This is a genomic window from Nioella sp. MMSF_3534 (genome assembly GCF_030732985.1).
GTDB lineage: Bacteria > Pseudomonadota > Alphaproteobacteria > Rhodobacterales > Rhodobacteraceae > Nioella.
In genome coordinates this window covers 1-22,497 of record NZ_JASHJX010000023.1, presented here as the reverse complement: position 1 = coordinate 22,497, position 22,497 = coordinate 1, and the positions used below count along the sequence as shown (strand labels likewise).

Genomic DNA, 22,497 nt, shown 5'->3' with positions numbered 1-22,497 from the left:
ATCACCGGACGCGGAGCCATCCCCCCATGCGTGACCTCGACAAGCCCTTCCTGAGCCACCCGTTTGATGACGACAAGCTCAAGGAGGAGTGCGGTGTCTTCGGCGTCATCGGCGTTGCCGACGCGGCGAATTTCGTGGCCCTCGGCCTGCACGCCCTGCAACATCGCGGGCAAGAGGCGGGTGGCATCGTCGCCCACGACCCTCAGCAAGGGTTCAACTCCGCCCGTCGCTTCGGCTATGTGCGCGACAACTTCACCTCCGAAGAGGTGATGAAAACCGTCCCCGGCCCGCTCGCCATCGGCCATGTGCGCTATTCCACCGCCGGATCGAAGGGCAACACCGCGATCCGCGACGTGCAGCCCTTCTTTGGCGAGTTCGCCATGGGCGGCGCTGCGATTGCCCATAACGGCAATATCGTGAATGCCGAGGAACTGCGCCGCGAACTCATTGGCCGCGGTTCGATCTTCCAAAGCTCCTCTGACAGCGAATGCATCATCCACCTGATGGCGCGCAGCTATCAGAAAACCATTCCCGAACGGATGAAAGACGCGCTGCGCCGGGTCGAAGGCGCTTTTTCCGTTGTGGCCATGACCCGGACGAAACTGATCGGCGTGCGCGACCCGCTTGGCGTGCGCCCTCTGGTTCTGGGCAAGGTGGGTGATGGTTGGGCGCTCAGCTCGGAAACCTGCGCGCTCGACATCATCGGCGCGGAATTCGTGCGAGAGATCGAGCCGGGCGAAATGGTGGTGATCACCGACAAGGGGCTGGAAAGCTTCCACCCCTTCGAAGAACGCGCCTCGCGCCCCTGCATCTTCGAACATGTCTATTTCTCGCGCCCCGACAGCATCCTTGGGGGCCGGTCCGTCTACGAAACCCGCGAAGCCATTGGCCGCGAACTGGCCAAGGAAGCCCCGGTCGAGGCCGATCTGGTCTGCCCGGTGCCCGACAGCGGCACGCCTGCCGCCATCGGTTTTTCGCTGGAATCCGGCATCCCCTACGCCATGGGGATCATCCGCAACCAGTATATGGGCCGGACCTTCATCGAACCGACCGAGCAGATCCGCAACATGGGCGTGCGGCTGAAGCTGAACGTCAACCGGGCGCTCATTCAGGGCAAACGGGTGATCCTTGTCGATGACAGCGTTGTGCGCGGCACCACCAGCCGCAAGATCAAGGAGATGATCCTAGATGCCGGCGCGGCGGAGGTGCATTTCCGTATTGCGTCTCCGCCGACCGCCTGGCCCTGTTTCTACGGCGTCGATACTCCGCAACGGGAAAAGCTTCTGGCCGCGACGATGAGCGAAGAGGAAATGCGCCAGCACCTGCAGGTGGACAGCCTGCGGTTCATCTCGCTCGACGGTCTCTACCGCGCGGTTGGCGAGGCCGAGGGCCGCGATCCCGCCTGCCCGCGCTATTGCGACGCCTGTTTCTCGGGTGATTACCCGGTGAAACCCACGGATGTGGTGAATGCGGGCAAGCTCGCGCTCAAGGAAAATGCCTGATCCGGTCCGTTTCCGTCCCCACCACTTTCTCTGCGCCCTCGGCTATCAGGGAAAGGGCTACTCGGATGCGTTCACAGCCAATATGACCGCCATCGTGGTGAACCGCTTGCGCGCGCCCGGCGGTGATGAGGTGCTGATCGAAACGACCGGCGCAACCGACGATATCTGCACCCCCTGCCCCAAGCGGCGCGGGCGGCTTTGCACCAACCAATCGGCCATTGCCACCTTGGACCGCGCCCACGCGGCGGCGCTGAGACTGAAGCCCCGTGAAAAGCTCACCTGGGGGCAGGCGCAGCGACGCATTCTCGACAATGTTCCACCGGGCAGCTTGTCGACGCTCTGCGCGGGCTGCCAATGGCTCGACCTGGGCCTTTGCGAGACCGCCCTGCAGGACCTGCACGACAGCATGCCGTAGCGCCCCCCGTGAGTCGGGACCGGGTCAAGGGTCGCGCCAGCGACGGCCGAAGGCCGCTTGCCCTTGACGCGGGCGCGACTCGCAAAAAGCCTCGAACAGGTCCTGTGACGGGACAGTTCCCGGCAACAGGACCTCTCAGCAGACAGGCGACGCCCTTTCAACCAGAACCAGACGCCGAAGCAATATAGCGAACAAAAACGATTTCCCGTGGCAACGCGGCCCGACGAGGGCTCCCGAAGGGAGCTTGAGGAGGGCCGCTCCCCGGTCGACGCCGGCAGGCGGCGAAACGAAAACGCCGCCCCGAAGGGCGGCGCTTCCAATCCTCAAATTCGCAAAGCCTCAGCGCGACAGCGCCTTCCAGCCCCCGGCAACCAAGAGGGCCGCGATCACGGCCTTGACGGCATCGCCCAGAAGGAAGGGCGCGACGAACCAGGTCCAGTAGAACCCGGCATCCTGCGCGACCCAACCGGCCTCGAACCCGAAGCCACCTGCAACCAGCGCCGGCCAGGCTAGGCCGGGAATGTAGAGCGCCGCAGAGATCAGCAGCGCCGACAGGGCGGTTCCGACCACACCACGCGCCAGGCCACGCTCGGCGGCAAACCCGGCAGCCCAGGCCATGGCAACGAAACCGATCAGGAAGCCAGCGGTCGGGCCTGCGAAGGCCAGCCCGTTCATGCCATTGGCGAAGACCGGCAGCCCCATGGCGCCCTCGGCCAGGTAGGCCAGCAGCGTCGCGGCCCCAAGGCGAGAGCCATAGGCGAAGCCCACCATCAGGATGGCGAGTGTCTGCAAGGTCATCGGAACCGGCAGCATCGGTACGGAAATCTGGGCAGCAACTGCAATGAAGGCCGATCCGGCCAGTACCAGCATCGCCTTGCGGGCGGTGCTTCCAGTGCCGATCACGGCCTGGCTCAGGGTCATTTCGCGGCTCATGCGCGTCTCCTTTTGAAAGCAAGTTCCCCTTTGCGCCGTTTGTATCTGCCCCCCGGCGCAAAGTCAAGCAGCTAAGGGTCGCGCCCCCTTGCCAAGCTCCGGATTTCCCGCCATCACGCGGGCCATGGAACACAAACCTCTCGATGGCCGGATCGCTCTTGTCACCGGCGCTTCGCGCGGCCTTGGCGCCGCCTGTGCAGAATGGCTCGCCGCGCGCGGGGCCCATGTGGTCGCCGTGGCGCGGACCACCGGCGGGCTGGAAGAGCTCGACGACCGCATTCAGGCGAAGGGCGGCAGCACCACGCTCGCGCCCATGGATATCACGACCGAGGCCGCGATGGCCCATCTCTGCCGCTCGATCCATGACCGGTGGGGCAAGGCCGATATCTGGGTGCATGCGGCGATTCACGCCACCGCGCTGACCCCTGCCGCGCAGATCCGCGAAAAGGATCTCGACGCCAATATCGCCACCAATATCCGCGCCACCGCGCGGCTGATCGCGATGGTTGAACCGCTGATCGAGCCGTCCGACATCGCCACGGCCGTATTCTTCGATGATGACGGTGAGGCGATGTATGGCGGGGCCTATGCCATGTCCAAGGCGGCGCAACGGGCGCTGGTCAGCCGCTGGCAGGCGGAAAGCGCCAAGCATGGCCCCCGCGTGGCCCTGCTCAAGCCGAACCCGATGCCGACCGCCGTGCGCGCCCGCTTCCATCCCGGTGAGGATCGGGATGCGCTGGCAAGCCCAAGGGACGAGGCCGCGCGTCTTCTCGCGCCGCTCTTTCCGGCCTGACATGCGCCGCGCGTCCCAGATCCCCAAGGGGCGCGCATGAGCATTCACTCCCCCGCGCGAACCCCGCCTCGGTTCTGGACGCTGGTTGGCCTGACAGCGCTGGCACCGCTGACGCTCAACATGATCCTGCCCTCGCTGCCCGCCATCGCGGAAGAGCTCGGGGTCAGCTATGCCACCGCCAACCTGGCACTGGCGGGATATCTGGGCCTGACCGCGCTGATCCAGATCATCGCAGGCCCCCTGTCGGATCGGTTCGGCCGCCGCCCCGTGGTTCTGGTGGCGCTGGCGGTGTTCACCCTCGCTTCGGCGCTGTGCTACCTGGCGGACAGCTTTCCACTGTTCCTGGCCGCACGGCTGATGCAGGGCGCGATCATCTCCTGCTTCGCCATGACGCTGGCCATCACCCGCGACACCCACGCCCGCGAAGAAGCCGCCGCGCGGATCGGGCTTCTGTCCATGTCCATGGCGATTGCCCCGATGCTGGGGCCGATGGTGGGCGGCGCGGTCGAGGCGGTGTTTGGCTGGCGCGCGATCTTTCTGGGCTATGGGCTGGCGGGGGCGGGTCTGCTGGCGATCTGCTGGCACGATCTGGGGGAGACAGCCGCCCGCAACGGCGGCGGGTTCCGCGCCATGGCAGAGGCCTTCCGCCGATTGCTGCGGCTTCCACGGTTCTGGGGCTATGCCGTGACCATGATGTTTTCCACCGGCACCTTCTTCATCTTCCTAGCAGGCGCGCCGCTGGTGGCCGGGCAGGTCTTTGGCCTGACCCCGGCCATGGTGGGCATCGCCGTGGGGTCGGTCACGCTCGGGTTCCTGATGGGCAGTTTCCTATCATCGCGCCTGTCGGTCCGGGCTGGTGTCACGCGGATGATGCTGGCGGGCCGCATCGTGGCGACCATCGGGGTCGCAGCGGGGTTGGTGCTGACCCTCGCCCTCGGCCCAGCTTTGCCGGTGGTCTTCGTGGCGACGCTCTTCGTGGGCATCGGCAACGGGCTGACCATGCCCAACAGTCACGCGGGCGCGATGTCCGTGGCCCCGGAACTGGCGGGCAGTATTGCCGGGATCACCGGGTCGCTGACCGTTGCGACAGGCGGCGCGTTGAGCTGGCTGACCGGGGCGCTGATGACCCCTGCCCATGCGACCGAGATCTGGCTGAGCATCCTTCTGGCGGCCTGTCTGATCGGGCTCGGCGCTGCAAGCTGGCTTGGGCAGGCAGAGAAAAAGGCGGCCCGCGAAGGAACCGCCTGATCAAGTTTGGACGCATAAATCGCGATCAGTCCTGATCCGCGCCGCCCTCTTCCAGCTCCAGCGCCAATGCTTCGGCCCTTGCGGCAATTTCGGCCAGGCTGTCGGACACATCTGCGGGGATCACCGGCACCGAGACCTGTTCGGGATCGGGTGGCGGGGCCGACTCCAGCTCGGAGATCCGGCGGGCACGTTCGGCCAGCCGTTCCTCTGCATCGGCCAAGGCCCGGTCACGGGCGCGCAAGGTGTCCTCGGCCCGTTGCAGGTCTTCCTCCAGCCCGGCGGTCTTGTCAGCGAGCATCAGCCCGGCCATCAGCAGCATCCGCTCCGACGGCATCCGGCCGATCTGGCCAAGAACAACACTGGCTTCGGTATCGAGCATCTGGGCGGCGGCGCGCAAGAACGGCTCTTCGCCTTCCTGACAGGCCACGGTGAAATCCCGGCCCCCGATCTGGATCACGATCTCAGGCATCTGCGGCACCTCCCTGCAGGACGGGTCGGATCTCGGACAGGATCGCGCGGGCCTCGGCGGCCTCGGCGGCGCGGTCGGCCTTCAGGCTTTCCAGTTCCGCCGCAAGCGCACTGGTCACCAGATCGTCATCGGGCGGTCCCTCTGCGGCAATCGCTTCCCGAAGCTCCTCGATCGTGTCGCGCAGGGCGCGGTTGCTGTCGCGCAGACGCGCCAGTTCGCCCGAGGCGGACGGTGCGCTGGCATCGGTCAGCGCCTGCAACTGGTCAAGCTTGCCCTCGACCTCTTCGAGCTGATCGCGCGCTTCGTTATATTCGGCGCGGACGGTCTTGCGTTCCTCACGCAGCCGCGCAATCCGGCGGCGCAGCACGCTTTCCACCTCGCGTTGCCGGGCAAGTTCCGCTTCGAGCTCTTCCCGGTCGGCACCATCCGGTTCCGCGGCTGGCTCGGGGGCCGAATTCAGCTGTGCCTGCAACTCGGCAATGTCGCGATTTGCCTGATCCGCATCCGCCTGACGCGCGGATTCCACCGCGCGCAGACGTTCGGTCAGATCCGCATTGGCGCTTTGTTCCGATTGCAGCGCCGCCTGAGTCTCCTCCAGCGCCGCCGAAAGGGCTGCCAGACGCTCTTCCAGTTCGCCGGTATCCTCGGCGGCTGCCGGGGCCTGCGCCGCGGCCCGAGCGGCTACCCCTCGGGCAATCCGGTCCAGCGCCGTTGTAATGCGGTGTTCAAGCGCCGTGATCTGTTCCAGATCCGTGGTCTCGTTCATCCTGTGCCACGCCTCTTCTACTCTACCGCCCGCGCGCGCATCCCGGGCTGTTCTTTTTTACGCGCCATAGCGGGGCGCGGTCTGCCCACCTGCCCCTGTGGACAGCGAATCGCATCCGGGCCGGATTTGCAACCATTTCCGGGCCGAAAACCACGGGTTGGGCCGATTTTACGCGGTTTTGGCGGTCCTCCGCCTCTGCGCATGCTTGCACTTGCCCCCCCCTCTGCTAAGACCGCGCGCGAGCCCGCTAACATGACATATGAAGGACGCGCCCCTTGGACCTTTCTGCTCTTGCCGCCCGGAACCCCGATCACTGGCGCAAAGCCGCCTGCATCCGCGCGCTGACGCTCGATGCGGTCGCCGCTGCCAATTCCGGCCATTCCGGCATGCCCATGGGTATGGCCGATGTCGCCACCGTGCTGTTTGAAAAGCACCTGAAATTCGACGCAAGCGCCCCGCGCTGGCCCGACCGCGACCGGTTCATCCTGTCGGCGGGCCATGGCTCGATGCTGATCTATTCGCTGCTGCACCTGACCGGTTATGCCGACATGACGCTGGAGCAGGTGAAGAATTTCCGCCAGTTGGGCGCGATCACCGCAGGCCACCCGGAATATGGCCATGTCGAGGGGGTGGAGACCACCACCGGCCCGCTTGGTCAGGGCATTTCCAATGCCGTGGGCTTTGCCATGGCAGAGGAAAACCTGCGCGCCCGGTGGGGTGCCAAGGTGATGGATCACTACACCTATTGCATCGCCGGTGACGGCTGCCTGATGGAAGGCATCAGCCAGGAGGCCATCGGTCTGGCCGGTCGGCATGAGCTGTCCAAGCTGATCGTCTTCTGGGACAACAACGACATCACCATCGACGGCAAGGTTAGCCTGTCGGACCGCACCGATCAGGTCGCGCGGTTCAAGGCCTCGGGCTGGGACGTGTTCGAATGCGACGGACATGATCCCAAAGCCATCGACGCGGCCATTACCGCAGCAAAGGCATCGCCCCGCCCCGCCATGATCGCCTGCAAGACCCATATCGCCATCGGCCACGCGGCGCAGGACACCTCCAAGGGCCATGGCGCGCTGACTGATCCGGCGCAGCTGCAGGCCGCGAAAGAGGCCTATGGCTGGGAATACGGCCCCTTCGAGATCCCCGCCGATCTGAAAGCCGCCTGGGAGGCCATTGGCGCGCGCGGTGCCGCTGAGCGCGAGGAATGGGAAACCCGCGTCGCAATGCTGTCGAACCAGAAACAGGCAGAGTTTGCCCGCAGCTTCGCCGGAGACATGCCGAAAAAGCTGTCGGCCACCATCAAGGCACTGAAAAAGCAGGTCTCCGAGACCCAGCCCAAGGTCGCCACCCGCAAGGCGAGTGAAATGGCGCTTGAGGTGATCAACCCGGTGGTGGGCGAAACAATGGGTGGCTCGGCTGACCTTACGGGCTCGAACAACACCAAGACCGGCGATATGGGCGTCTTCGACGTGGACAACCGCGCAGGCCGCTACGTCTATTACGGCATCCGCGAACATGGCATGGCGGCGGCCATGAACGGCATGGCGCTGCATGGTGGCGTGCGCCCCTATGGCGGCACCTTCTTCACCTTCACCGACTATGCCCGCCCGTCTATGCGCCTGGCCGCGCTGATGGGGATCTCGGTCCAGTTCGTGATGACCCACGACTCGATCGGCGTGGGTGAAGACGGCCCGACCCACCAGCCGGTGGAACATCTGGCCATGTTGCGCGCGATGCCGAACATGCTGGTCTTCCGTCCTGCTGACGCGGTGGAAACCGCCGAGGCCTGGGAAGTGGCGCTGAACCAGAAGGCGACGCCGTCCACGCTGGCGCTGAGCCGCCAGAACCTGCCGACAGTGCGGAAAGATCACAAGAATTCCAACCTTGTCGAGCGTGGCGCCTATGTGCTGGCCGATGCCGAGGGCAAACGGCAGGCGATCATCATGGCCACCGGCTCGGAAGTGTCCATCGCCATGGAAGCGCGCGACATATTGCAGGCCGAAGGGATCGGCGCGCGCGTCGTGTCGATGCCCTGCATGGAGCTCTTCGCCGCGCAAGACGACGCCTATCGCAAGCGGGTTCTGCCCGGTGGCGCGGTGCGCGTGGCGGTCGAGGCCGCCGTGCGCCAGGGCTGGGACCAGTGGCTGCTTGGCGAGCGGGGCCGCGAGGCCAAGGCAGGCTTCGTGGGCATGGACAGCTTCGGGGCCTCTGCCCCGGCAGGCGAGCTTTATGCCCATTTCGGCATCACCGCCGAGGCCGTGGCCGCGAAGGTCAAATCGCTGCTCTGAGAGATCGGGACCCCGTGGGCATGCCCCCCGGGCTTCTGCGTCTGGCGCCGTTCCGATCCCGATCGGGACGGCGTTTCTTCTGCCGGTTTCGCCGAGACGTTGCCTCGTCGACCCGGACGGCCCTTCGAAGGGCCGTTTCAATGCGCTTCGAAGCGCATTCCACCGCCCATGATCACCGGATCGCCGTCGCCAACCGTTGAGACCGCCCACCATCCCCCGACCTGCGCAGTATCTCCGATAGGTCTTCACAAGCGCACCCGAATGCTCTTCGAAGAGCATTCCCCCGCCCCATCAGGGATTCGGGGCCATTGTTTCCGTTCCTTGCGCGAGACACGCTGCCCCGTCCCGAATTGTTGCGCGACCCGGATGCTGCAAAGCCGCGATTGTTATGCGCTAACAGGCACTTTTATCGCTAACAGGCTGCAAATCTTGGGCTTTTCGGGTTCTCAGACCCGCCCCCACCACCTATACACCGGCGCAAGCAGACCCAAGGAGCACGCGCCATGACTGTCACCATCGGCATCAACGGATTTGGCCGCATCGGCCGTTGCACGCTGGCCCATATCGCCGAAAGCGCCCGCAACGACGTTCAGGTCGTCAAGATCAACGCCACCGGCCCGATCGAGACCTCGGCCCACCTGTTGCGCTATGACAGCGTCCATGGCCGCTTTGCCGGCACCGTCACCACCGAAGGGGACACGATGGATCTGGGCCGCGGCCCGATGAAGGTCTTCTCGACCTATGACCCGCGCGAGCTGGACTGGTCGGGCTGCGACGTGGTTCTGGAATGCACCGGCAAGTTCAATGACGGCACCAAGGCCAATGTCCACATGGAACAGGGCGCCAAGTCGGTCCTGATCTCGGCCCCCGCCAAGAATGTCCAGCGCACCGTGGTCTATGGCGTGAACCACCGCGATCTGGTCGATGGTGAAACCATGGTCTCCAACGGCTCCTGCACCACCAATTGCCTCGCGCCGCTGGCCAAGGTGCTGAACGATGCGATCGGCATCGAAAGCGGGCTGATGACCACGATCCACAGCTATACCGGCGACCAGCCGACGCTGGACCGTCGCCACAGCGACCTCTACCGCGCCCGCGCCGCCGCCATGGCGATGATCCCGACCTCGACCGGGGCCGCAAAGGCGCTTGGCGAGGTGCTGCCGGAACTGGCGGGCAAGCTGGACGGCACCGCGATGCGCGTGCCCACCCCGAACGTCTCCGCCGTGGACCTGACCTTTGTCGCTGGCAAGGACGTGACCGTTGCCGATGTGAACGAGATCGTCGCCGAGGCCGCAAACGGCTACATGGGCATGGTCATGGGCTATGATCCCGAACCCAAGGTCTCCATCGACTTCAACCACACCACCCAATCCTCGATCTTCGCGCCCGACCAGACCAAGGTCTCGGGCAAGCGCCTGGTCCGGGTGCTGGCCTGGTATGACAACGAATGGGGCTTCTCGGCGCGCATGGCCGATGTCGCCGCCCATATGGGCCGCATGCTGAACTGATCAGCCCTGCCAGACCGCATCAGAACGCCCGCTACCTTAGCGGGCGTTTTTTGTTGCGTATCAGCCCCCTGCCCCCATCAACCCCGGTTCATGGCGCTAAACCTTTGGCCCAATCCGCCCGGCGTGAACCGCAGGGGGATGGCCCCGGCCGCCGCCGTCCCCTTTCTGTTGGTCACGGCCCCGCAAATCGGGGTCGTCCAAGACCCAAGACCAACCTCAAGAAAGGACATATCCCATGAAACGCACTGCCATTGCCCTCGCCCTGCTGCTGCCCGCCACCGCGGTTTTCGCCTCGGGCAGCCCCGTTGCCCAGGACGTGCAGGACCAGATCACCGCGCTGTTGACCGCCGACGGCTACGAGGTCCGCTCGATCCAGATGGAAGACGGCAATTACGAGGCCTATGCCATGCGCGACGGGGCCCGGTTCGAGGTCTATCTGGACGAGAGCCTGACCATCCTGCGCGTGGAAGAAGACGATTGATCTCGTCCCGAAAGGGGGCAGCCGACGGGGCTGCCCCTGCTTCTTGCCAATCGGAAAGGATGGGCCGATGAGTTCCCGCATCTTCAAAGTTTGGGATCCGCTTGTGCGGCTGTTTCACTGGTCGCTGGTCATTGGCTTCGCGGCCAATGCGCTTTTTACGGACCCGGAAAGCAATCTGCATGAATGGGTCGGTTATGCAATCGTCGCCCTGATCGGGCTGCGTATCCTCTGGGGGTTGTTCGGCAGCCGCTATGCCCGGTTCACCAGCTTTCCGCCCTCGGCCAAGGGGGTCATGGAGCAGCTGTCGGACATCGCCACGGGCCGCAAGCGGACCCATCTGGGCCACACGCCGCTTGGGGCGCTGATGATCTACAACCTGTTGCTGACGATTCTGGCCATCGGGGCCACGGGCTACATGATGACCACCAATACCTGGTGGGGCATCGAGTGGGTCGAGGAGCTGCACGAGGTGCTGGTGACCTGGGCCGAGTTCTCCATCGTTGCCCATGTGGGCGCGGTGATCTGGGAAAGCCTGCGCACCGGCGTCAATCTGCCCCGCGCGATGGTTTCGGGTGTGAAAACCGTGCCCGAGGGGGTAAAGGTCGATCCATGAAGCGGCCCTATTCGGAACAACCGGCGATCGTGATCGCCCTGATCGCTGCGCAGAGCATCTGCGCGGCGTATTTCCTTTGGGATGTGTTTGCCGACGCACGGCGCAACGCGGCGCTTGGACCGGTCGAGCAGATGCCGGTGCTTGAAACCGCTGCCACGCTGGCGCTGATCGCGGGGATTGCATTCGAGATCCGGGTGCTGATGCGGCTGTTGCAGCGCAAGGCGCATCTGGAACGGCAGGTCAGCCTTGCCGCCCGCGCCTTTCATGAGGTGATCGAGGAACGCTTCACCGACTGGTCGCTGACCGCCGCCGAACGCGACGTGGCGCATTTCAGCGTCAAGGGGCTGTCGATCACCGATATCGCGGGCCTGCGCGGGTCGGCGGAAGGTACGGTGAAATCGCAGCTTAACGCCATCTACCGCAAGGCGGGCGTGGGCAATCGGGGCGAGCTTCTGAGCCTTTTGATCGAAGAGATCATGGACCATGACAGCGCCGTGGAAGACGCGGGACAACCGGTCGCGGAAACCTCTGGATAAATGGTTAATTCTGTCCTCTACTGCCCTCGGGGATAACGAAGATTCGATCTTCGAGGGGGAGCAGATGATCAGCAAACTCACGTCACAGTTGCGTCTTGCGATGACCGGACTGGCGATGCTGGCCGGCACGATGGCGGCCCATGCCGAAGACCGCGGCACGGCCTTCGATTTCTCGGGTGCCTATGCCGGGTTTTCCATGACCTACGCATTCGGCCAATCCAGCTGGACCGACCCACTTGGCCCCGCAAGTACCGGAGTGTTTGACCTTGCCGGGCGCGGTGGCGGGGCGATTGTCGGATATAACTGGCGAACGGGGCGGACCTATTTCGGCCTGGCGCTGGACATCACGGTGACCCCTGCGGATGGCACGGGCTATTCTGGCTGCGCCGCGGGCTGTGAAACCACGCTGCAAAGCTATGCGGCCTTGCGCGCGCAACTGGGCCAGCGCATGGGGGACGGGCATTTTTACGGTTTCGCCGGTCTCGCCATCGGCCGCGTCGATCTGGCCCCGGTCGGGTTTGCCCGGCAGGAACGTGATCTGGGCGGCTGGCTGGCCGGGATCGGCTATGAACATCCGCTGCAGGATGGCTGGACCTTCCGGGCAGAGCTGCAATACATGGATTTCGAGGATACGCGTCATACGCTGTCCGGCCCGGTGTGGACAGTTTCGGACAATCGGGTGGGTATGGTGCGGCTCGGCCTGACGCGGTATTTCTGACGGAAGGGACGACGGGCGGGGTTTCGCAGCCGCGCCCGCTTGCCTAGACTGACCGCGATTTCCTAGCAGGGCATTGCACCGACATGACCAACATCATTGCGCTATGGCTGGCCGTCCTGATCGTGGCGCTTTTCGCGGCCGACTTTCTCTATTTCGGGTGGGACCTTCATATCGCACTTGGCAGGCAGTTGCTGCGCCTGCTGGACATCGTGGCGTTCTGGCGCTGATCCCCGGCACAGGCTGAAATCCGGCTTCCCTTTCGCGGGCGGATCGGCTACACAGCGGCAATGTTAGCGTTAACATGGCTGTCGGGGCGAGGCTCCGGGCCAGGAGAAAGCGAGAGGATCTGCCATGAGTGTGAAGGTTGCCATCAACGGGTTCGGCCGCATCGGGCGTCTGGTGCTGCGCGCGCTCATCGAAAATGGCCGCAGCGATGTCGAGGTGGTTGCGATCAACGATCTGGGACCGGTCGAAACCAATGCCCATCTGCTGCAATATGACAGCGTCCATGGCCGGTTTCCGTCCGAGGTGACCCATGGCGAGGGCTGGATCGACGCCGGTCGCGGCAAGATCGCCGTAACCGCCATCCGCAACCCCGCCGAGCTGCCCTGGGGCGATGTGGATATCGTTCTGGAATGCACCGGCATCTTCAAGGGCGACAAGGCCAGGGTGCATCTGGAAAACGGCGCGTCCCGCGTGCTGGTCTCGGCCCCCTCCTCAGGCGCGGACAAGACGATTGTCTATGGGGTGAACCACGACACGCTGACGGCGGATGATCTGCATGTCTCGAACGCCTCCTGCACCACGAACTGCCTCGCCCCGGTGGTCAAGGTACTGAATGACGGGATCGGCATTTCGCGCGGCTTCATGACCACGATCCACAGCTATACCGGCGATCAGCCGACGCTGGACACGATGCATTCCGACCTCTACCGCGCCCGCGCGGCGGCGATGAGCATGATCCCCACCTCCACCGGTGCCGCCCGCGCCGTCGGTCTGGTGCTGCCGGAACTGGCGGGCAAGCTCGATGGCGTGGCCGTACGGGTGCCGACACCGAATGTCTCGGTCGTGGACCTGACCTTTGAGGCCGCTCGCGACACCACGGTCGACGAGATCAACGCGCTGGTGCGGGCGGCGGCGTCTGAAGGGCCGCTCAAGGGTATTCTGGGCGTCACCGACAAGCCGCTGGTGTCGATGGATTTCAACCATGACCCGCACAGCTCTACCTTTGCGACCGACCAGACCAAGGTGCTGGAAGGCCGCATGTGCCGGATCCTCACCTGGTATGACAATGAATGGGGGTTTTCCTGCCGGATGCTCGATACCGCCGTGGAGATGGGCAAGCATCTGTAAGGGGTTTCGCCGCCTTTGGCGTCGATCCGGGAGCGCCCCTCCTCGGGCCCCTTTGGGGCCGTCGTCGGGCCGCGTTGCCACGGGATCGTGGTAAGCTGCGGTCTGCGGGCATGACCCTCCGCGCCGGTTGAGGGGGTAGATGCCTCCGGCGGGAGTATTTGGACCAAGAAGAAGGGGCAGCGGCATGATGGCGGCTGCCCTTTTGCCTTCGGGATGATATGAGCGGCGCAACATTTGACAGGAGGATTCCATGGGCTGGAAAACGCTCGATGACATGGAGCTTGCGGGCAAGATCGTACTGACCCGCGTCGATATCAACGTACCGGTCGAGGATGGCCGGGTGACGGATGCCACCCGGATCGAGCGGATCGTGCCGACGGTGAAGGATATTCTCGTCCATGGCGGCACGCCGGTTTTGCTGGCGCATTTCGGGCGGCCCAAGGGGCAGCCGGTGCCGGAGATGAGCCTGCGGATCACGCTGCCCACGCTGGAGGAGAAGCTGGGACAGAGGGTCGAGTTTGTCGAACGCCCGGATCGGGCGACGCTGGAGGCGCTGCCTGCCGGCACCGTGGTGCTGGTGGAAAACACCCGCTTCACGCCGATGGAGGAGAAGAACGATCCGATGATGGCGGATTTCCTGGCCTCTCTGGGCGATATCTACTGCAACGATGCGTTTTCGGCGGCGCACCGGGCGCATGCCTCGACGGAAGGTGTGGCGCGGCGTCTGCCCTCCTGCGCGGGGCGGCTGATGGCCGAGGAGCTTTCGGCGCTGGACAAGGCGCTCGGTTCGCCCGCGCGCCCGGTGGCCGCCGTGGTCGGCGGGGCCAAAGTGTCCACCAAGCTCGATCTTCTGGGCAATCTGGTGGAAAAGGTGGATCACCTGGTGATCGGCGGCGGCATGGCCAACACCTTCCTGGCTGCGCAGGGCGTCGACGTGGGAAAATCGCTGGCCGAGCATGAGATGGCCGATACCGCGCGCGCGATCCTCGAGAAGGCAAAGGCCGCGGGCTGCGCCGTACATCTGCCTGTAGATATTGTCGTGGCCCGGGAGTTTGCCGCCAATGCCGCGAGCGAGACCTTGCCCGTAGACCAGTGCCCGGCGGATGCGATGATCCTCGATGCCGGTCCGGCAACTGTCACGGCGCTGAAAGAGGTGTTCGGCCAGTGCAGGACGCTGATTTGGAACGGCCCGCTTGGTGCCTTCGAGATCGAGCCCTTCGATGCCGCCACCAATGCCGCCGCGGAAGAGGCCGCGCGGCTGACCGCCGGGGGCAAGCTTATTTCCGTGGCAGGCGGCGGCGACACGGTCGCGGCGCTGAACAAGGCGGGGGCTTCGGATCGCTTCACCTATATCTCGACCGCGGGCGGGGCCTTCCTGGAGTGGATGGAGGGCAAGACCCTGCCCGGCGTGGCCGCGCTGGAGGGCTGATCGCCCGATCGTCAGGCAGCCACCCGCCATCGCGGGGCACCGTCGCGGTTCGCGTGAGGACGCGGACCGCGACGGGGGGTGTCGCGGCCAGCGGGAAAAGACTTCGCAAACGGGCCTTGGGATCGGGGATCATGTCGCTTTCGGCGCATACGGGGGCGCGTCAAGCAGTTAGCCTTGCGAAAAGTCACCTCCGATCGGCGCAACATGACAGCTTTGACCTCCCCCAGTTCCGCCGCGGGCGCCCACAGGTTCGGCGTGCTCTTCGTGTTCGCGGCCGGGGTTCTGTGGTCGACGGTCGGGCTTGGCATCCGCATGATCGAAGACGCGGTCGTCTGGCAGATCCTGTTATATCGTTCCATCAGCATGACGCTGTTTCTCTACGTGGTCATTCGGCTGCGATCGGGCGAAAGCCCCTTTGCCCAGATCCGCCGCATGGGCGTTGCCTCCGTGATTGCCGGGCTGTCGCTGGTCGCGGCCTTTTCCGGTGGCATCTATTCGATCCAGCACACCTCGGTTGCCAATGCGATGCTTCTGTTTGCAACCGCTCCCTTCATGGCTGCGGTGCTGGGATGGATCGTGCTGAGAGAACCCGTGCGCATCGCAACATGGATCGCGATTGCCATTGCCATCGGCGGGATCGCCATCATGGTCGCCGACAAGTCCGGCAGTGTCGCGCTGAATGGCAGTCTCGCGGCGCTTGGCTCGGCTTTCGGCTTCGCGGTGTTCACCGTGTCCCTCAGATGGGGACGCACGGGCGAGATGTTGCCATCGGTCTTTCTGTCCGGCCTGTTCGCAATCGTCGTGACCCTCGCGGTCTGCAAATTCTCGGGCCTGCCGATTGCGATTGGCGCGCAGGATGGCGCGATCTCCATGGGCATGGGGGTGTTTCAGGTCGGGGCGGGGCTGATTCTCTATACGCTCGGGTCGCGCAGCCTGCCTGCCGCGGAACTGGCCCTGCTGTCGCTGGCCGAGGTGCTGCTCGGGCCGTTCTGGGTCTGGCTGTTCCTTGGTGAAACGGCCAGCCTGAACACGCTGCTTGGCGGGGCCGTTCTGCTGGTGGCGATTGCGGGAAATGCGCTGTCGGGCAAACGGCGCAAACCGCCGCCCATCACCGCCCCCTGACCGCTTGGGCCGGGGACGGCGCGGATCTCCGGGCCGGATGCCGGTTGCAGGGGGCTGTCGCTGCACAGAATTCACCCGCTGGCCCGGACACCGGAAAAACCTGTCATGTTTCCGTGGCATGTGACGATGATCTGAAATCGACTCGGTAACAGCACATCATGACGGCATCCAGGACGACAGGTCGGGTATCGGGCAAAGCGGCAGCGATGGCCCCCGGGGTTCACGCCCCTCAACGCTCTTTTGCGGCGCGGGGCCTTGTGCCGCTGAAAAGCGGCGGATCGGCAAAGCTGCCGCGCCCGCGCATTGGCAAGGATCGGCTCTTCTGTCATCTGAACGGGGCCTCTTCACCGCTGGAAAGGAAAGGCCCATGACCGCCTATCGCCGCTACGGGATCTATGCCGTGCCCAATGGTGCCTTCTACGCCACGGGGGCCGCGTGGCTGGGATGGGACAGCGTGGCGGGATGTACGCTCGCCCCCCCGACGGTCGAGGGCCTGCCCCGCCCGGTGGCAGAGATGACCGCAACGCCCCGCAAATACGGCTTTCACGGCACGGTGAAACCGCCCTTCCGGCTGGCAGACGGCATGACCGAACCGGCGCTGCGCGATGCCGCGGCGGCGCTGTGCGCCGGCCTTGCACCGGTCGAGATTCCGGCCCTGACCCTGCGCCGCCTTGGCGGGTTCGTCGCGGTGGTGCCAGCATTCCCTGCGGAGGCGCTTGCACATCTGGCGGCGGAAACCGTGAGGCGGCTCGACAGGTTCCGCGCCACCCCTTCACAGTCCGAGCTGGACCGGCGTCGCAAATCGGGTCTCTCTGCCCGGCAAGAGGCCAACCTCGTCCAATGGGGCTACCCTTACGTGATGGAAGAGTTCCGCTTTCACATGACACTGACGGGGCGGCTTGGCCAGGACGCCGACAGGGTGGCCGAACGTCTTCGCAATTTGTTCACGCCGGTTTTGCCGCAACCCTACCGGATTGATGATCTCGCCCTTGTGGGGGAAGACGCGCAAGGCAGGTTCCACGTGATTCAGCGCTATGGCCTCTCGGGGTAGAGCATCGAGAGCCCCGGGGAATCACCCAAACCGGTTGCAAGATACGGGCCATTTGGGGTTTCCTGTCTGCACCAGTCCCTTTCATTTCCGACCGGAGATATTGCCATGATCCGCCGTTTCCTGCTTTCCGCCACCGCCCTAGTCCCCCTGCTGACCGTCCCCGCCCGCGCCGAGCCTGTCACCCTGCTGGACCTGCTGACGGTCGACCGGCTGGCAAACATGGGCGGCCAGATCGTGATCAATGCGCTGCGCGGCGTGGCCGAGGTGACCTATGCGCATATGGATATCCGCCCGCTGGATGGCCGCATGATCCTGACCGGGCTTGAAGTGTCTCCCTATGAAGAGCCCGACTGCACGATCACGCTCGATCGCGCCGTGATCACCACCGCGCCGCTGGACCAGATCGCCTACGGGGCGCTGGATATCGACGTCCTTGGCTTCGAGTTGGGCGATGGCTGCCTGAGCGAACGGGACCGTGGCGACCTGGCCGAGATCGGCATCACCGAAATGGTGCTGGATCGGGGGCAGATCCGGCTGGAATATGACTATGCCAGTTCCGGCCTGACCCTCGACATTCTGGCTGACACCGCCGGGCTGGCAGAACTGCGCGCCCATGCGGAATTCAGCTATTTCGCGGTGAATTTCGACCGGGAAGAGCCTGTGGCCGATCTGGCCTATGCCGAAATCGAGGTGACGGATCAGGGCTATTGGTCGATCATCTCACCCGAGATTCCGCCGATGATGCTGCTGCCAGAGGTCATTGTCCCGCAGCTGGTGGATGAGCTGCTGCCCCGCTATGTGGACCCGGATCAGGCCCCTGCCCCGGCTCCGACACCCGAGGCCCCGAGCGATGGCAAAGGCGATGAGGAAAGCCCCGCACCCACGCCGCAGCCCGCGCCTCTCAACAGCCCCGAGGACGAGGCCGCCTTTGCCTTTATCGAGGCCAGCGCCGCCACCTTCGCCCGTTTTGCCGCGAACCCCGGTACCTTGCGTCTGGAATTCGCGCCCGAGGCCCCGGTGCGCCTCAATGAGGACCTGCTCGATGAATTCGGGCCTTTCGTTGCCGCCCTCTCGCCGATGCTGTTCACCGACGCGGATCGGCCCGACAGCCGTATCACCGCCGATGAGGCCGCAGAGATTCAGACCTGGATCGACGGCGGCGACGTGGAATTTGGCGACGCGGACCTGATGCGCTACGCCCATGCCTTCCTGACCGGTATCGGCGCACCGCGTGATCCGGGCCTTGCGATGGAACTGCTGACCCCGCTGCTGGAAACCGGAAACCCGGACGCGCTGGATATGGCGCTTGGCACGCTCGACGCGCTTGACCCCGGCTTCGCCTACCAGATTGCCCGCGGCGCTGCCGCCCAGGGCGACCGGCTGGCCTTCGCCCATCTCGACCGGCTGGAAGCCGCGATGCCCCTGCTCGACGTGCTGGAACTGCAGGAGGAAGACGGCGGCGACCTGAACCTCGCAGGCGATGAGACCGGGCGCGAGCTGCGGCAGATGGCACAAGCGGCGCTGTCGGGCCTCGGCGCCCCCCGGCGCTATTCCGATGCCTATTTCTACGCGCTGCTGGCTCTGGCCTCCGGTGATGCCGGCGCGGCGCTGATCGTCGACGAACTGGAAGCCATGGGCGACCGGATGCCCGACGCCGACGCGACCCAATGGGCCGAAACGCTGGCTGCCATCCACGACCGGGCCAACACGGTCTGGTTTGCCAGCCCCGCCAGTGAGTGAAACCGGAATGCAGGGGGCGGTCATCGCCCCCTGTTAGCGTAACCAGAATTGAAGCCGCGCCGGGCCTGTCCTATCACCGGGCGGAAAGACGCCCGGGCCCGGGCTTTGACAGATTGCCAAGGATTTTCCCATGCCGAACCAGGACCAGACCGACCTTATCCGCAACGGACAGGGCTTTATCGCCGCGCTCGACCAATCGGGCGGCTCCACGCCCAAGGCGCTGCGGCTTTACGGGGTTGGCGAGGACGCCTACAGCAACGACACCGAAATGTTCGATCTGGTTCACGCCATGCGCGCCCGGATCGTGCAATCGCCCGCCTTCAACGGCGACAGGGTGGTCGGCGCGATCCTGTTCGAGATGACCATGGACCGGCAGATCGGCGGCAAGCCCTCGGCCCAGTTCCTTTGGGAAGACTGCGGCGTGGTGCCCTTCCTCAAGGTCGACAAGGGTCTGGCGGCAGAGGAAAACGGCTGCCAGGTGATGAAGCCGATGCCCGATCTCGACGCGCTGCTGGACCGGGCCGTGGCCAATGGCGTCTATGGCACCAAGATGCGGTCTGTCATTTCGGCAGCGAACCCGGCGGGCATCAAATCCGTGGTGGAGCAGCAGTTCGAGGTGGGCAAGCAGATCCTCGCCAAGGGGCTGGTGCCGATCATCGAACCCGAGGTGACCATCACCATCGCCGACAAGGCGGAAGCCGAAGAGATGCTGCGCGACGTGATCCTCGCCCATCTCGATGCGCTGGCGGATGACCAGATGGTGATGCTGAAACTGACCCTGCCCGAGGTCGACAACCTCTACAAACCGCTGGTCGATCACCCGCGCGTTCTGAAGGTCGTGGCGCTGTCGGGCGGGTACAACCGCGAGGAAGCCAATGCTCGCCTGTCGCGCCAAACCGGCATGATCGCCAGCTTCAGCCGCGCCCTGACCGAGGGTCTCTCGGCACAGCAGACGGATGAGCAGTTCAACGCCGTGCTGGACGCCTCCATTCAGTCGATCCGGGATGCGTCTGTCGCGGGCTGATCCGCGCAGGCCCGTTCATCAGGAAACCCCCTCCCCGCTCGGTCCGGGGAGGGGGTTTTTGTTACGCTTCAGCGGCGGGGGCGGACCCCAGATAGGTCTGCATGAACACCGGTTCGCCAAGCCGCTCCAACAGGTCAAGCTGCTGGTCGAGCCAGCCCCAATGGCCCTCCTCGTCCAGCGCAATCGTTTCAAACAGCACCCGGCTGCCGATATCATTAGCGGCGCTCGCCTCGGCAGCGGCAGCGGAATAGACTTCGATCGCCTCGGCCTCATCGGCGCGGTCGATCTCGAACATCTCTTTCAGGCTATTCGCTCGCACCGGCGTTTTCGCGGGCACCATCTCGGGGTTACCGCCCAGAAACAGAATCCGGTCGATGAACTGGCCCGCATGGCCAAGCTCTTCCTGCATCTCCTCGCGCATCGTGGCAGCCAGTTTGCCAAGCCCCCAATCCTCCAGCACATGGGCATGCAGCAGGTATTGCTGGGACGCGGCCAGTTCCATCGACAGGGCTTTCTGCAGGGCGGGAAGGCTGGTGGCGTTGCGGGGCATGGGACTGTCCTTTCACATTCGTTTTCGATTTAGAATGAATCTAAGAAGATGATTGTCAGGTTCAACCACCCTGCCGAAATGACGCAACGTCGGGCTCTGCGAATCAGGGGATTCCCTTTTGCGCCGCGATATGCGAGTCTGCCCCTGCAACCGCCCGCGAAATGACGGGTGGAGCGTGAGGCACGGCAGAGTTAAATGCAGAAAAGACGCTCGTTTTCAGGGCTTATCCTGCCCATGGGGCTCCTGTTCATCGGGGCCTATTTCACCTTTGCCGCCGTGCAGGGGGATTACGGGCTGTTCCGCCGCATCCAGATCGAGGCCGAACGCGATGTCTATCAGGCCGAACTGGACGAACTGCGGGCCGAGACCGCCGAAATGGCCCTGCTGACCGAACGCCTGTCGGACGATTACCTTGACCTCGACCTTCTGGACCAGCAGGCCCGCCAGCGGCTTGGCTATATGCGCCCCGACGAGATCGTCCTGCCCTGATCCATCCCATGATCCAAACGCATACCGGGGTTTCCCGCGCAAGCTGACGCATGGGAAAATCAATGCGTGATTTTTGCGGACACCTCTGCTAGAAGATAGTTCAACGTTAAACTATTCTATTGACCGAGAGGAGGGGCTGGCATGGCCGCGCGCAAGAGCACAGCGAAATCTGCCGCAAAACCAAACGTTTCGCCTGAAGAACTGCTGGAATATTACCGCGAGATGTTGCTGATCCGCAGATTCGAGGAAAAGGCCGGCCAGCTATACGGCATGGGCCTGATCGGCGGTTTCTGCCACCTCTATATCGGTCAGGAAGCGGTTGTCGTCGGGCTGGAAGCGGCCACCAAGGAAGGCGACAAGCGCATCACCTCCTACCGCGACCACGGTCATATGCTGGCCTGCGGCATGGACCCCAAGGGCGTGATGGCCGAGCTGACGGGCCGCGAGGGCGGCTATTCCAAGGGCAAGGGCGGCTCCATGCACATGTTCTCGAAAGAGAAGCATTTCTATGGTGGCCACGGCATCGTCGGCGCGCAGGTGCCGCTTGGCGCCGGTCTCGCCTTCTCGGACAAGTACCGGGGCAATGACAACGTCACCTTCACCTATTTCGGCGATGGCGCGGCGAACCAGGGCCAGGTCTACGAGACGTTCAACATGGCCTCGCTGTGGAAGCTGCCGGTGATTTTCGTCATTGAAAACAACCAATACGCCATGGGCACAGCGCAGAACCGCTCCACCTCCACCGCCGATATCTACACGCGGGGCGAGCCCTTCGGCATCCCCGGTGAAACCGTCGACGGCATGGACGTGCTGGCCGTGAAAGCCGCCGGTGAAAAGGCCGTCGCCCACTGCCGCGCGGGCAACGGACCTTACATTCTCGAAGTCAAAACCTACCGCTATCGCGGCCACTCCATGTCGGACCCGGCGAAATACCGGACCCGCGAGGAGGTGCAGAAGATGCGCGAGGAACGCGACGCCATCGACCATGTGCGTCAGCTTCTGCTGACCGGCGGCCATGCCTCCGAAGATGACCTCAAGGCCATCGACAAGGAGATCAAGGCCGTCGTGAACGACAGCGCCGAATTCGCGAAAGAAAGCCCCGAGCCCGCGCTCGAAGAGCTTTGGACCGACATCTACGCGGCTGAAGTTCCGCAAGAAAACGCCTGATCCGAGGGGGACAAACGATATGGCAACTGAAATTCTCATGCCCGCCCTGTCGCCGACCATGGAGGAAGGCACGCTGGCCAAATGGCTGGTCAAGGAAGGCGATACCATCGAATCCGGCATGATCCTGGCCGAGATCGAAACCGACAAGGCCACGATGGAATTCGAAGCCGTGGATGAGGGCGTTATGGGCCCGATCCTGGTGGCCGAAGGCACCGAAGGGGTGAAGGTCAACACGGCCATCGCGGTGCTGCTTGAGGAAGGCGAAGACGCCTCCGCCGCGCCTGCCCCTGCCGCCGCCG

The 22,497-nt window shown here is 64.5% G+C and carries 24 protein-coding genes; 20 read left to right on the top strand and 4 right to left on the bottom strand.

Annotated elements, in window-relative coordinates; translation table 11 throughout:
- The first annotated feature begins 26 nt into the window (after positions 1 to 26).
- On the top strand, positions 27 to 1,502 hold the full coding sequence (gene purF, locus RBB16_RS11125; RefSeq protein WP_306046243.1) for an amidophosphoribosyltransferase: 1,476 nt from the start codon (positions 27 to 29) through the stop codon (positions 1,500 to 1,502).
- A complete protein-coding gene (locus RBB16_RS11120) occupies positions 1,495 to 1,917 on the top strand; it encodes a DUF1284 domain-containing protein (protein ID WP_306046242.1) in 423 nt (140 codons plus the stop codon). Before purF ends, RBB16_RS11120 begins: the two co-directional genes overlap by 8 nt.
- Before the next feature lie 339 nt (positions 1,918 to 2,256).
- Here RBB16_RS11120 and RBB16_RS11115 read toward each other — a convergent pair whose 3' ends face one another.
- Positions 2,257 to 2,850, bottom strand: a complete 594-nt coding sequence (locus tag RBB16_RS11115) for a biotin transporter BioY (protein ID WP_306046241.1) — start codon at positions 2,848 to 2,850, stop codon at positions 2,257 to 2,259.
- Between the two features lie 124 nt (positions 2,851 to 2,974).
- Between RBB16_RS11115 and RBB16_RS11110 the strand changes: the two genes are divergently transcribed.
- Together RBB16_RS11110 and RBB16_RS11105 are read left to right on the top strand one after the other, a co-directional pair.
- A complete protein-coding gene (locus RBB16_RS11110; RefSeq protein WP_306046240.1) occupies positions 2,975 to 3,643 on the top strand; it encodes an SDR family oxidoreductase in 669 nt (222 codons plus the stop codon).
- Between the two features lie 36 nt (positions 3,644 to 3,679).
- Positions 3,680 to 4,891: a multidrug effflux MFS transporter gene (locus RBB16_RS11105; protein ID WP_306046239.1), complete on the top strand. Its 1,212-nt coding sequence runs from the start codon at positions 3,680 to 3,682 to the stop codon at positions 4,889 to 4,891.
- A gap of 25 nt (positions 4,892 to 4,916) precedes the next feature.
- Here the strand turns inward: RBB16_RS11105 and RBB16_RS11100 are convergent, their stop codons facing one another.
- Positions 4,917 to 5,360 (bottom strand): cell division protein ZapA, encoded by a 444-nt coding sequence (locus tag RBB16_RS11100; RefSeq protein ID WP_071691671.1) that lies wholly within the window; start codon positions 5,358 to 5,360, stop codon positions 4,917 to 4,919.
- Positions 5,353 to 6,126: a hypothetical protein gene (locus RBB16_RS11095; protein WP_306046238.1), complete on the bottom strand. Its 774-nt coding sequence runs from the start codon at positions 6,124 to 6,126 to the stop codon at positions 5,353 to 5,355. Before RBB16_RS11095 ends, RBB16_RS11100 begins: the two co-directional genes overlap by 8 nt.
- Positions 6,127 to 6,401: 275 nt before the next feature.
- Here RBB16_RS11095 and tkt point away from each other — a divergent pair, with 275 nt between their 5' ends.
- The 13 genes from tkt to RBB16_RS11030 all read left to right on the top strand — a co-directional run bounded on the left by tkt (position 6,402) and on the right by RBB16_RS11030 (position 19,992).
- Positions 6,402 to 8,417: a transketolase gene (gene tkt, locus RBB16_RS11090; RefSeq protein ID WP_306046237.1), complete on the top strand. Its 2,016-nt coding sequence runs from the start codon at positions 6,402 to 6,404 to the stop codon at positions 8,415 to 8,417.
- A gap of 503 nt (positions 8,418 to 8,920) precedes the next feature.
- On the top strand, positions 8,921 to 9,925 hold the full coding sequence (gene gap / locus RBB16_RS11085) for a type I glyceraldehyde-3-phosphate dehydrogenase (protein ID WP_306046236.1): 1,005 nt from the start codon (positions 8,921 to 8,923) through the stop codon (positions 9,923 to 9,925).
- 235 nt (positions 9,926 to 10,160) lie between these two features.
- The gene (locus tag RBB16_RS11080; protein ID WP_306046235.1) at positions 10,161 to 10,406 is read left to right on the top strand and encodes a PepSY domain-containing protein; all 246 of its coding nucleotides are present in this window, start codon (positions 10,161 to 10,163) and stop codon (positions 10,404 to 10,406) included.
- A 67-nt stretch (positions 10,407 to 10,473) separates the two neighbouring features.
- A complete protein-coding gene (locus RBB16_RS11075; RefSeq protein ID WP_306046234.1) occupies positions 10,474 to 11,019 on the top strand; it encodes a cytochrome b/b6 domain-containing protein in 546 nt (181 codons plus the stop codon).
- Positions 11,016 to 11,555: a helix-turn-helix transcriptional regulator gene (locus RBB16_RS11070; RefSeq protein ID WP_306046233.1), complete on the top strand. Its 540-nt coding sequence runs from the start codon at positions 11,016 to 11,018 to the stop codon at positions 11,553 to 11,555. The genes RBB16_RS11075 and RBB16_RS11070 overlap by 4 nt, the downstream gene beginning before the upstream one ends.
- A gap of 64 nt (positions 11,556 to 11,619) precedes the next feature.
- The gene (locus tag RBB16_RS11065; protein ID WP_306046232.1) at positions 11,620 to 12,273 is read left to right on the top strand and encodes an outer membrane protein; all 654 of its coding nucleotides are present in this window, start codon (positions 11,620 to 11,622) and stop codon (positions 12,271 to 12,273) included.
- An 83-nt stretch (positions 12,274 to 12,356) separates the two neighbouring features.
- The gene (locus RBB16_RS11060; RefSeq protein WP_306046231.1) at positions 12,357 to 12,500 is read left to right on the top strand and encodes a hypothetical protein; all 144 of its coding nucleotides are present in this window, start codon (positions 12,357 to 12,359) and stop codon (positions 12,498 to 12,500) included.
- Positions 12,501 to 12,624: 124 nt separating this feature from the next.
- Positions 12,625 to 13,626 (top strand): type I glyceraldehyde-3-phosphate dehydrogenase, encoded by a 1,002-nt coding sequence (gap, locus tag RBB16_RS11055; RefSeq protein WP_306046230.1) that lies wholly within the window; start codon positions 12,625 to 12,627, stop codon positions 13,624 to 13,626.
- Positions 13,627 to 13,876: 250 nt separating this feature from the next.
- Entirely contained in the window at positions 13,877 to 15,055 is a 1,179-nt protein-coding gene (gene pgk, locus RBB16_RS11050; RefSeq protein ID WP_306046229.1) for a phosphoglycerate kinase, read from the top strand.
- Between the two features lie 204 nt (positions 15,056 to 15,259).
- Positions 15,260 to 16,177, top strand: a complete 918-nt coding sequence (locus tag RBB16_RS11045; protein WP_306046228.1) for a DMT family transporter — start codon at positions 15,260 to 15,262, stop codon at positions 16,175 to 16,177.
- A 367-nt stretch (positions 16,178 to 16,544) separates the two neighbouring features.
- Entirely contained in the window at positions 16,545 to 17,228 is a 684-nt protein-coding gene (locus tag RBB16_RS11040; protein WP_306046227.1) for a DUF1045 domain-containing protein, read from the top strand.
- A 105-nt stretch (positions 17,229 to 17,333) separates the two neighbouring features.
- Positions 17,334 to 18,968: a hypothetical protein gene (locus RBB16_RS11035; RefSeq protein ID WP_306046226.1), complete on the top strand. Its 1,635-nt coding sequence runs from the start codon at positions 17,334 to 17,336 to the stop codon at positions 18,966 to 18,968.
- Between the two features lie 130 nt (positions 18,969 to 19,098).
- Entirely contained in the window at positions 19,099 to 19,992 is an 894-nt protein-coding gene (locus tag RBB16_RS11030) for a fructose bisphosphate aldolase (RefSeq protein ID WP_306046225.1), read from the top strand.
- Between the two features lie 61 nt (positions 19,993 to 20,053).
- Here the strand turns inward: RBB16_RS11030 and RBB16_RS11025 are convergent, their stop codons facing one another.
- Positions 20,054 to 20,542: a bacterioferritin gene (locus RBB16_RS11025; protein ID WP_306046224.1), complete on the bottom strand. Its 489-nt coding sequence runs from the start codon at positions 20,540 to 20,542 to the stop codon at positions 20,054 to 20,056.
- 195 nt (positions 20,543 to 20,737) lie between these two features.
- Here RBB16_RS11025 and RBB16_RS11020 point away from each other — a divergent pair, with 195 nt between their 5' ends.
- The 3 genes from RBB16_RS11020 to RBB16_RS11010 form a co-directional block, all read left to right on the top strand.
- Positions 20,738 to 21,031 (top strand): septum formation initiator family protein, encoded by a 294-nt coding sequence (locus RBB16_RS11020; RefSeq protein WP_071691878.1) that lies wholly within the window; start codon positions 20,738 to 20,740, stop codon positions 21,029 to 21,031.
- Between the two features lie 141 nt (positions 21,032 to 21,172).
- Positions 21,173 to 22,198 (top strand): pyruvate dehydrogenase (acetyl-transferring) E1 component subunit alpha, encoded by a 1,026-nt coding sequence (gene pdhA, locus RBB16_RS11015; protein WP_306046223.1) that lies wholly within the window; start codon positions 21,173 to 21,175, stop codon positions 22,196 to 22,198.
- Positions 22,199 to 22,217: 19 nt separating this feature from the next.
- Positions 22,218 to 22,497: biotin/lipoyl-containing protein (locus RBB16_RS11010; RefSeq protein WP_306046222.1), on the top strand; the 280-nt coding region annotated here is incomplete at its 3' end.

Bases quoted from the DNA above. Each gene is read 5' to 3' on its own strand.
- purF (WP_306046243.1), top strand. From the start codon at position 27: ATGCGTGACCTCGACAAGCCCTTCCTGAGCCACCCGTTTGATGACGAC.
- RBB16_RS11120 (WP_306046242.1), top strand. From the start codon at position 1,495: ATGCCTGATCCGGTCCGTTTCCGTCCCCACCACTTTCTCTGCGCCCTC.
- RBB16_RS11115 (WP_306046241.1), bottom strand. From the start codon at position 2,850: ATGAGCCGCGAAATGACCCTGAGCCAGGCCGTGATCGGCACTGGAAGC.
- RBB16_RS11110 (WP_306046240.1), top strand. From the start codon at position 2,975: ATGGAACACAAACCTCTCGATGGCCGGATCGCTCTTGTCACCGGCGCT.
- RBB16_RS11105 (WP_306046239.1), top strand. From the start codon at position 3,680: ATGAGCATTCACTCCCCCGCGCGAACCCCGCCTCGGTTCTGGACGCTG.
- RBB16_RS11100 (WP_071691671.1), bottom strand. From the start codon at position 5,360: ATGCCTGAGATCGTGATCCAGATCGGGGGCCGGGATTTCACCGTGGCC.
- RBB16_RS11095 (WP_306046238.1), bottom strand. From the start codon at position 6,126: ATGAACGAGACCACGGATCTGGAACAGATCACGGCGCTTGAACACCGC.
- gap (WP_306046236.1), top strand. From the start codon at position 8,921: ATGACTGTCACCATCGGCATCAACGGATTTGGCCGCATCGGCCGTTGC.
- RBB16_RS11080 (WP_306046235.1), top strand. From the start codon at position 10,161: ATGAAACGCACTGCCATTGCCCTCGCCCTGCTGCTGCCCGCCACCGCG.
- RBB16_RS11075 (WP_306046234.1), top strand. From the start codon at position 10,474: ATGAGTTCCCGCATCTTCAAAGTTTGGGATCCGCTTGTGCGGCTGTTT.
- RBB16_RS11070 (WP_306046233.1), top strand. From the start codon at position 11,016: ATGAAGCGGCCCTATTCGGAACAACCGGCGATCGTGATCGCCCTGATC.
- RBB16_RS11065 (WP_306046232.1), top strand. From the start codon at position 11,620: ATGATCAGCAAACTCACGTCACAGTTGCGTCTTGCGATGACCGGACTG.
- RBB16_RS11060 (WP_306046231.1), top strand. From the start codon at position 12,357: ATGACCAACATCATTGCGCTATGGCTGGCCGTCCTGATCGTGGCGCTT.
- gap (WP_306046230.1), top strand. From the start codon at position 12,625: ATGAGTGTGAAGGTTGCCATCAACGGGTTCGGCCGCATCGGGCGTCTG.
- pgk (WP_306046229.1), top strand. From the start codon at position 13,877: ATGGGCTGGAAAACGCTCGATGACATGGAGCTTGCGGGCAAGATCGTA.
- RBB16_RS11045 (WP_306046228.1), top strand. From the start codon at position 15,260: ATGACAGCTTTGACCTCCCCCAGTTCCGCCGCGGGCGCCCACAGGTTC.
- RBB16_RS11040 (WP_306046227.1), top strand. From the start codon at position 16,545: ATGACCGCCTATCGCCGCTACGGGATCTATGCCGTGCCCAATGGTGCC.
- RBB16_RS11035 (WP_306046226.1), top strand. From the start codon at position 17,334: ATGATCCGCCGTTTCCTGCTTTCCGCCACCGCCCTAGTCCCCCTGCTG.
- RBB16_RS11030 (WP_306046225.1), top strand. From the start codon at position 19,099: ATGCCGAACCAGGACCAGACCGACCTTATCCGCAACGGACAGGGCTTT.
- RBB16_RS11025 (WP_306046224.1), bottom strand. From the start codon at position 20,542: ATGCCCCGCAACGCCACCAGCCTTCCCGCCCTGCAGAAAGCCCTGTCG.
- RBB16_RS11020 (WP_071691878.1), top strand. From the start codon at position 20,738: ATGCAGAAAAGACGCTCGTTTTCAGGGCTTATCCTGCCCATGGGGCTC.
- pdhA (WP_306046223.1), top strand. From the start codon at position 21,173: ATGGCCGCGCGCAAGAGCACAGCGAAATCTGCCGCAAAACCAAACGTT.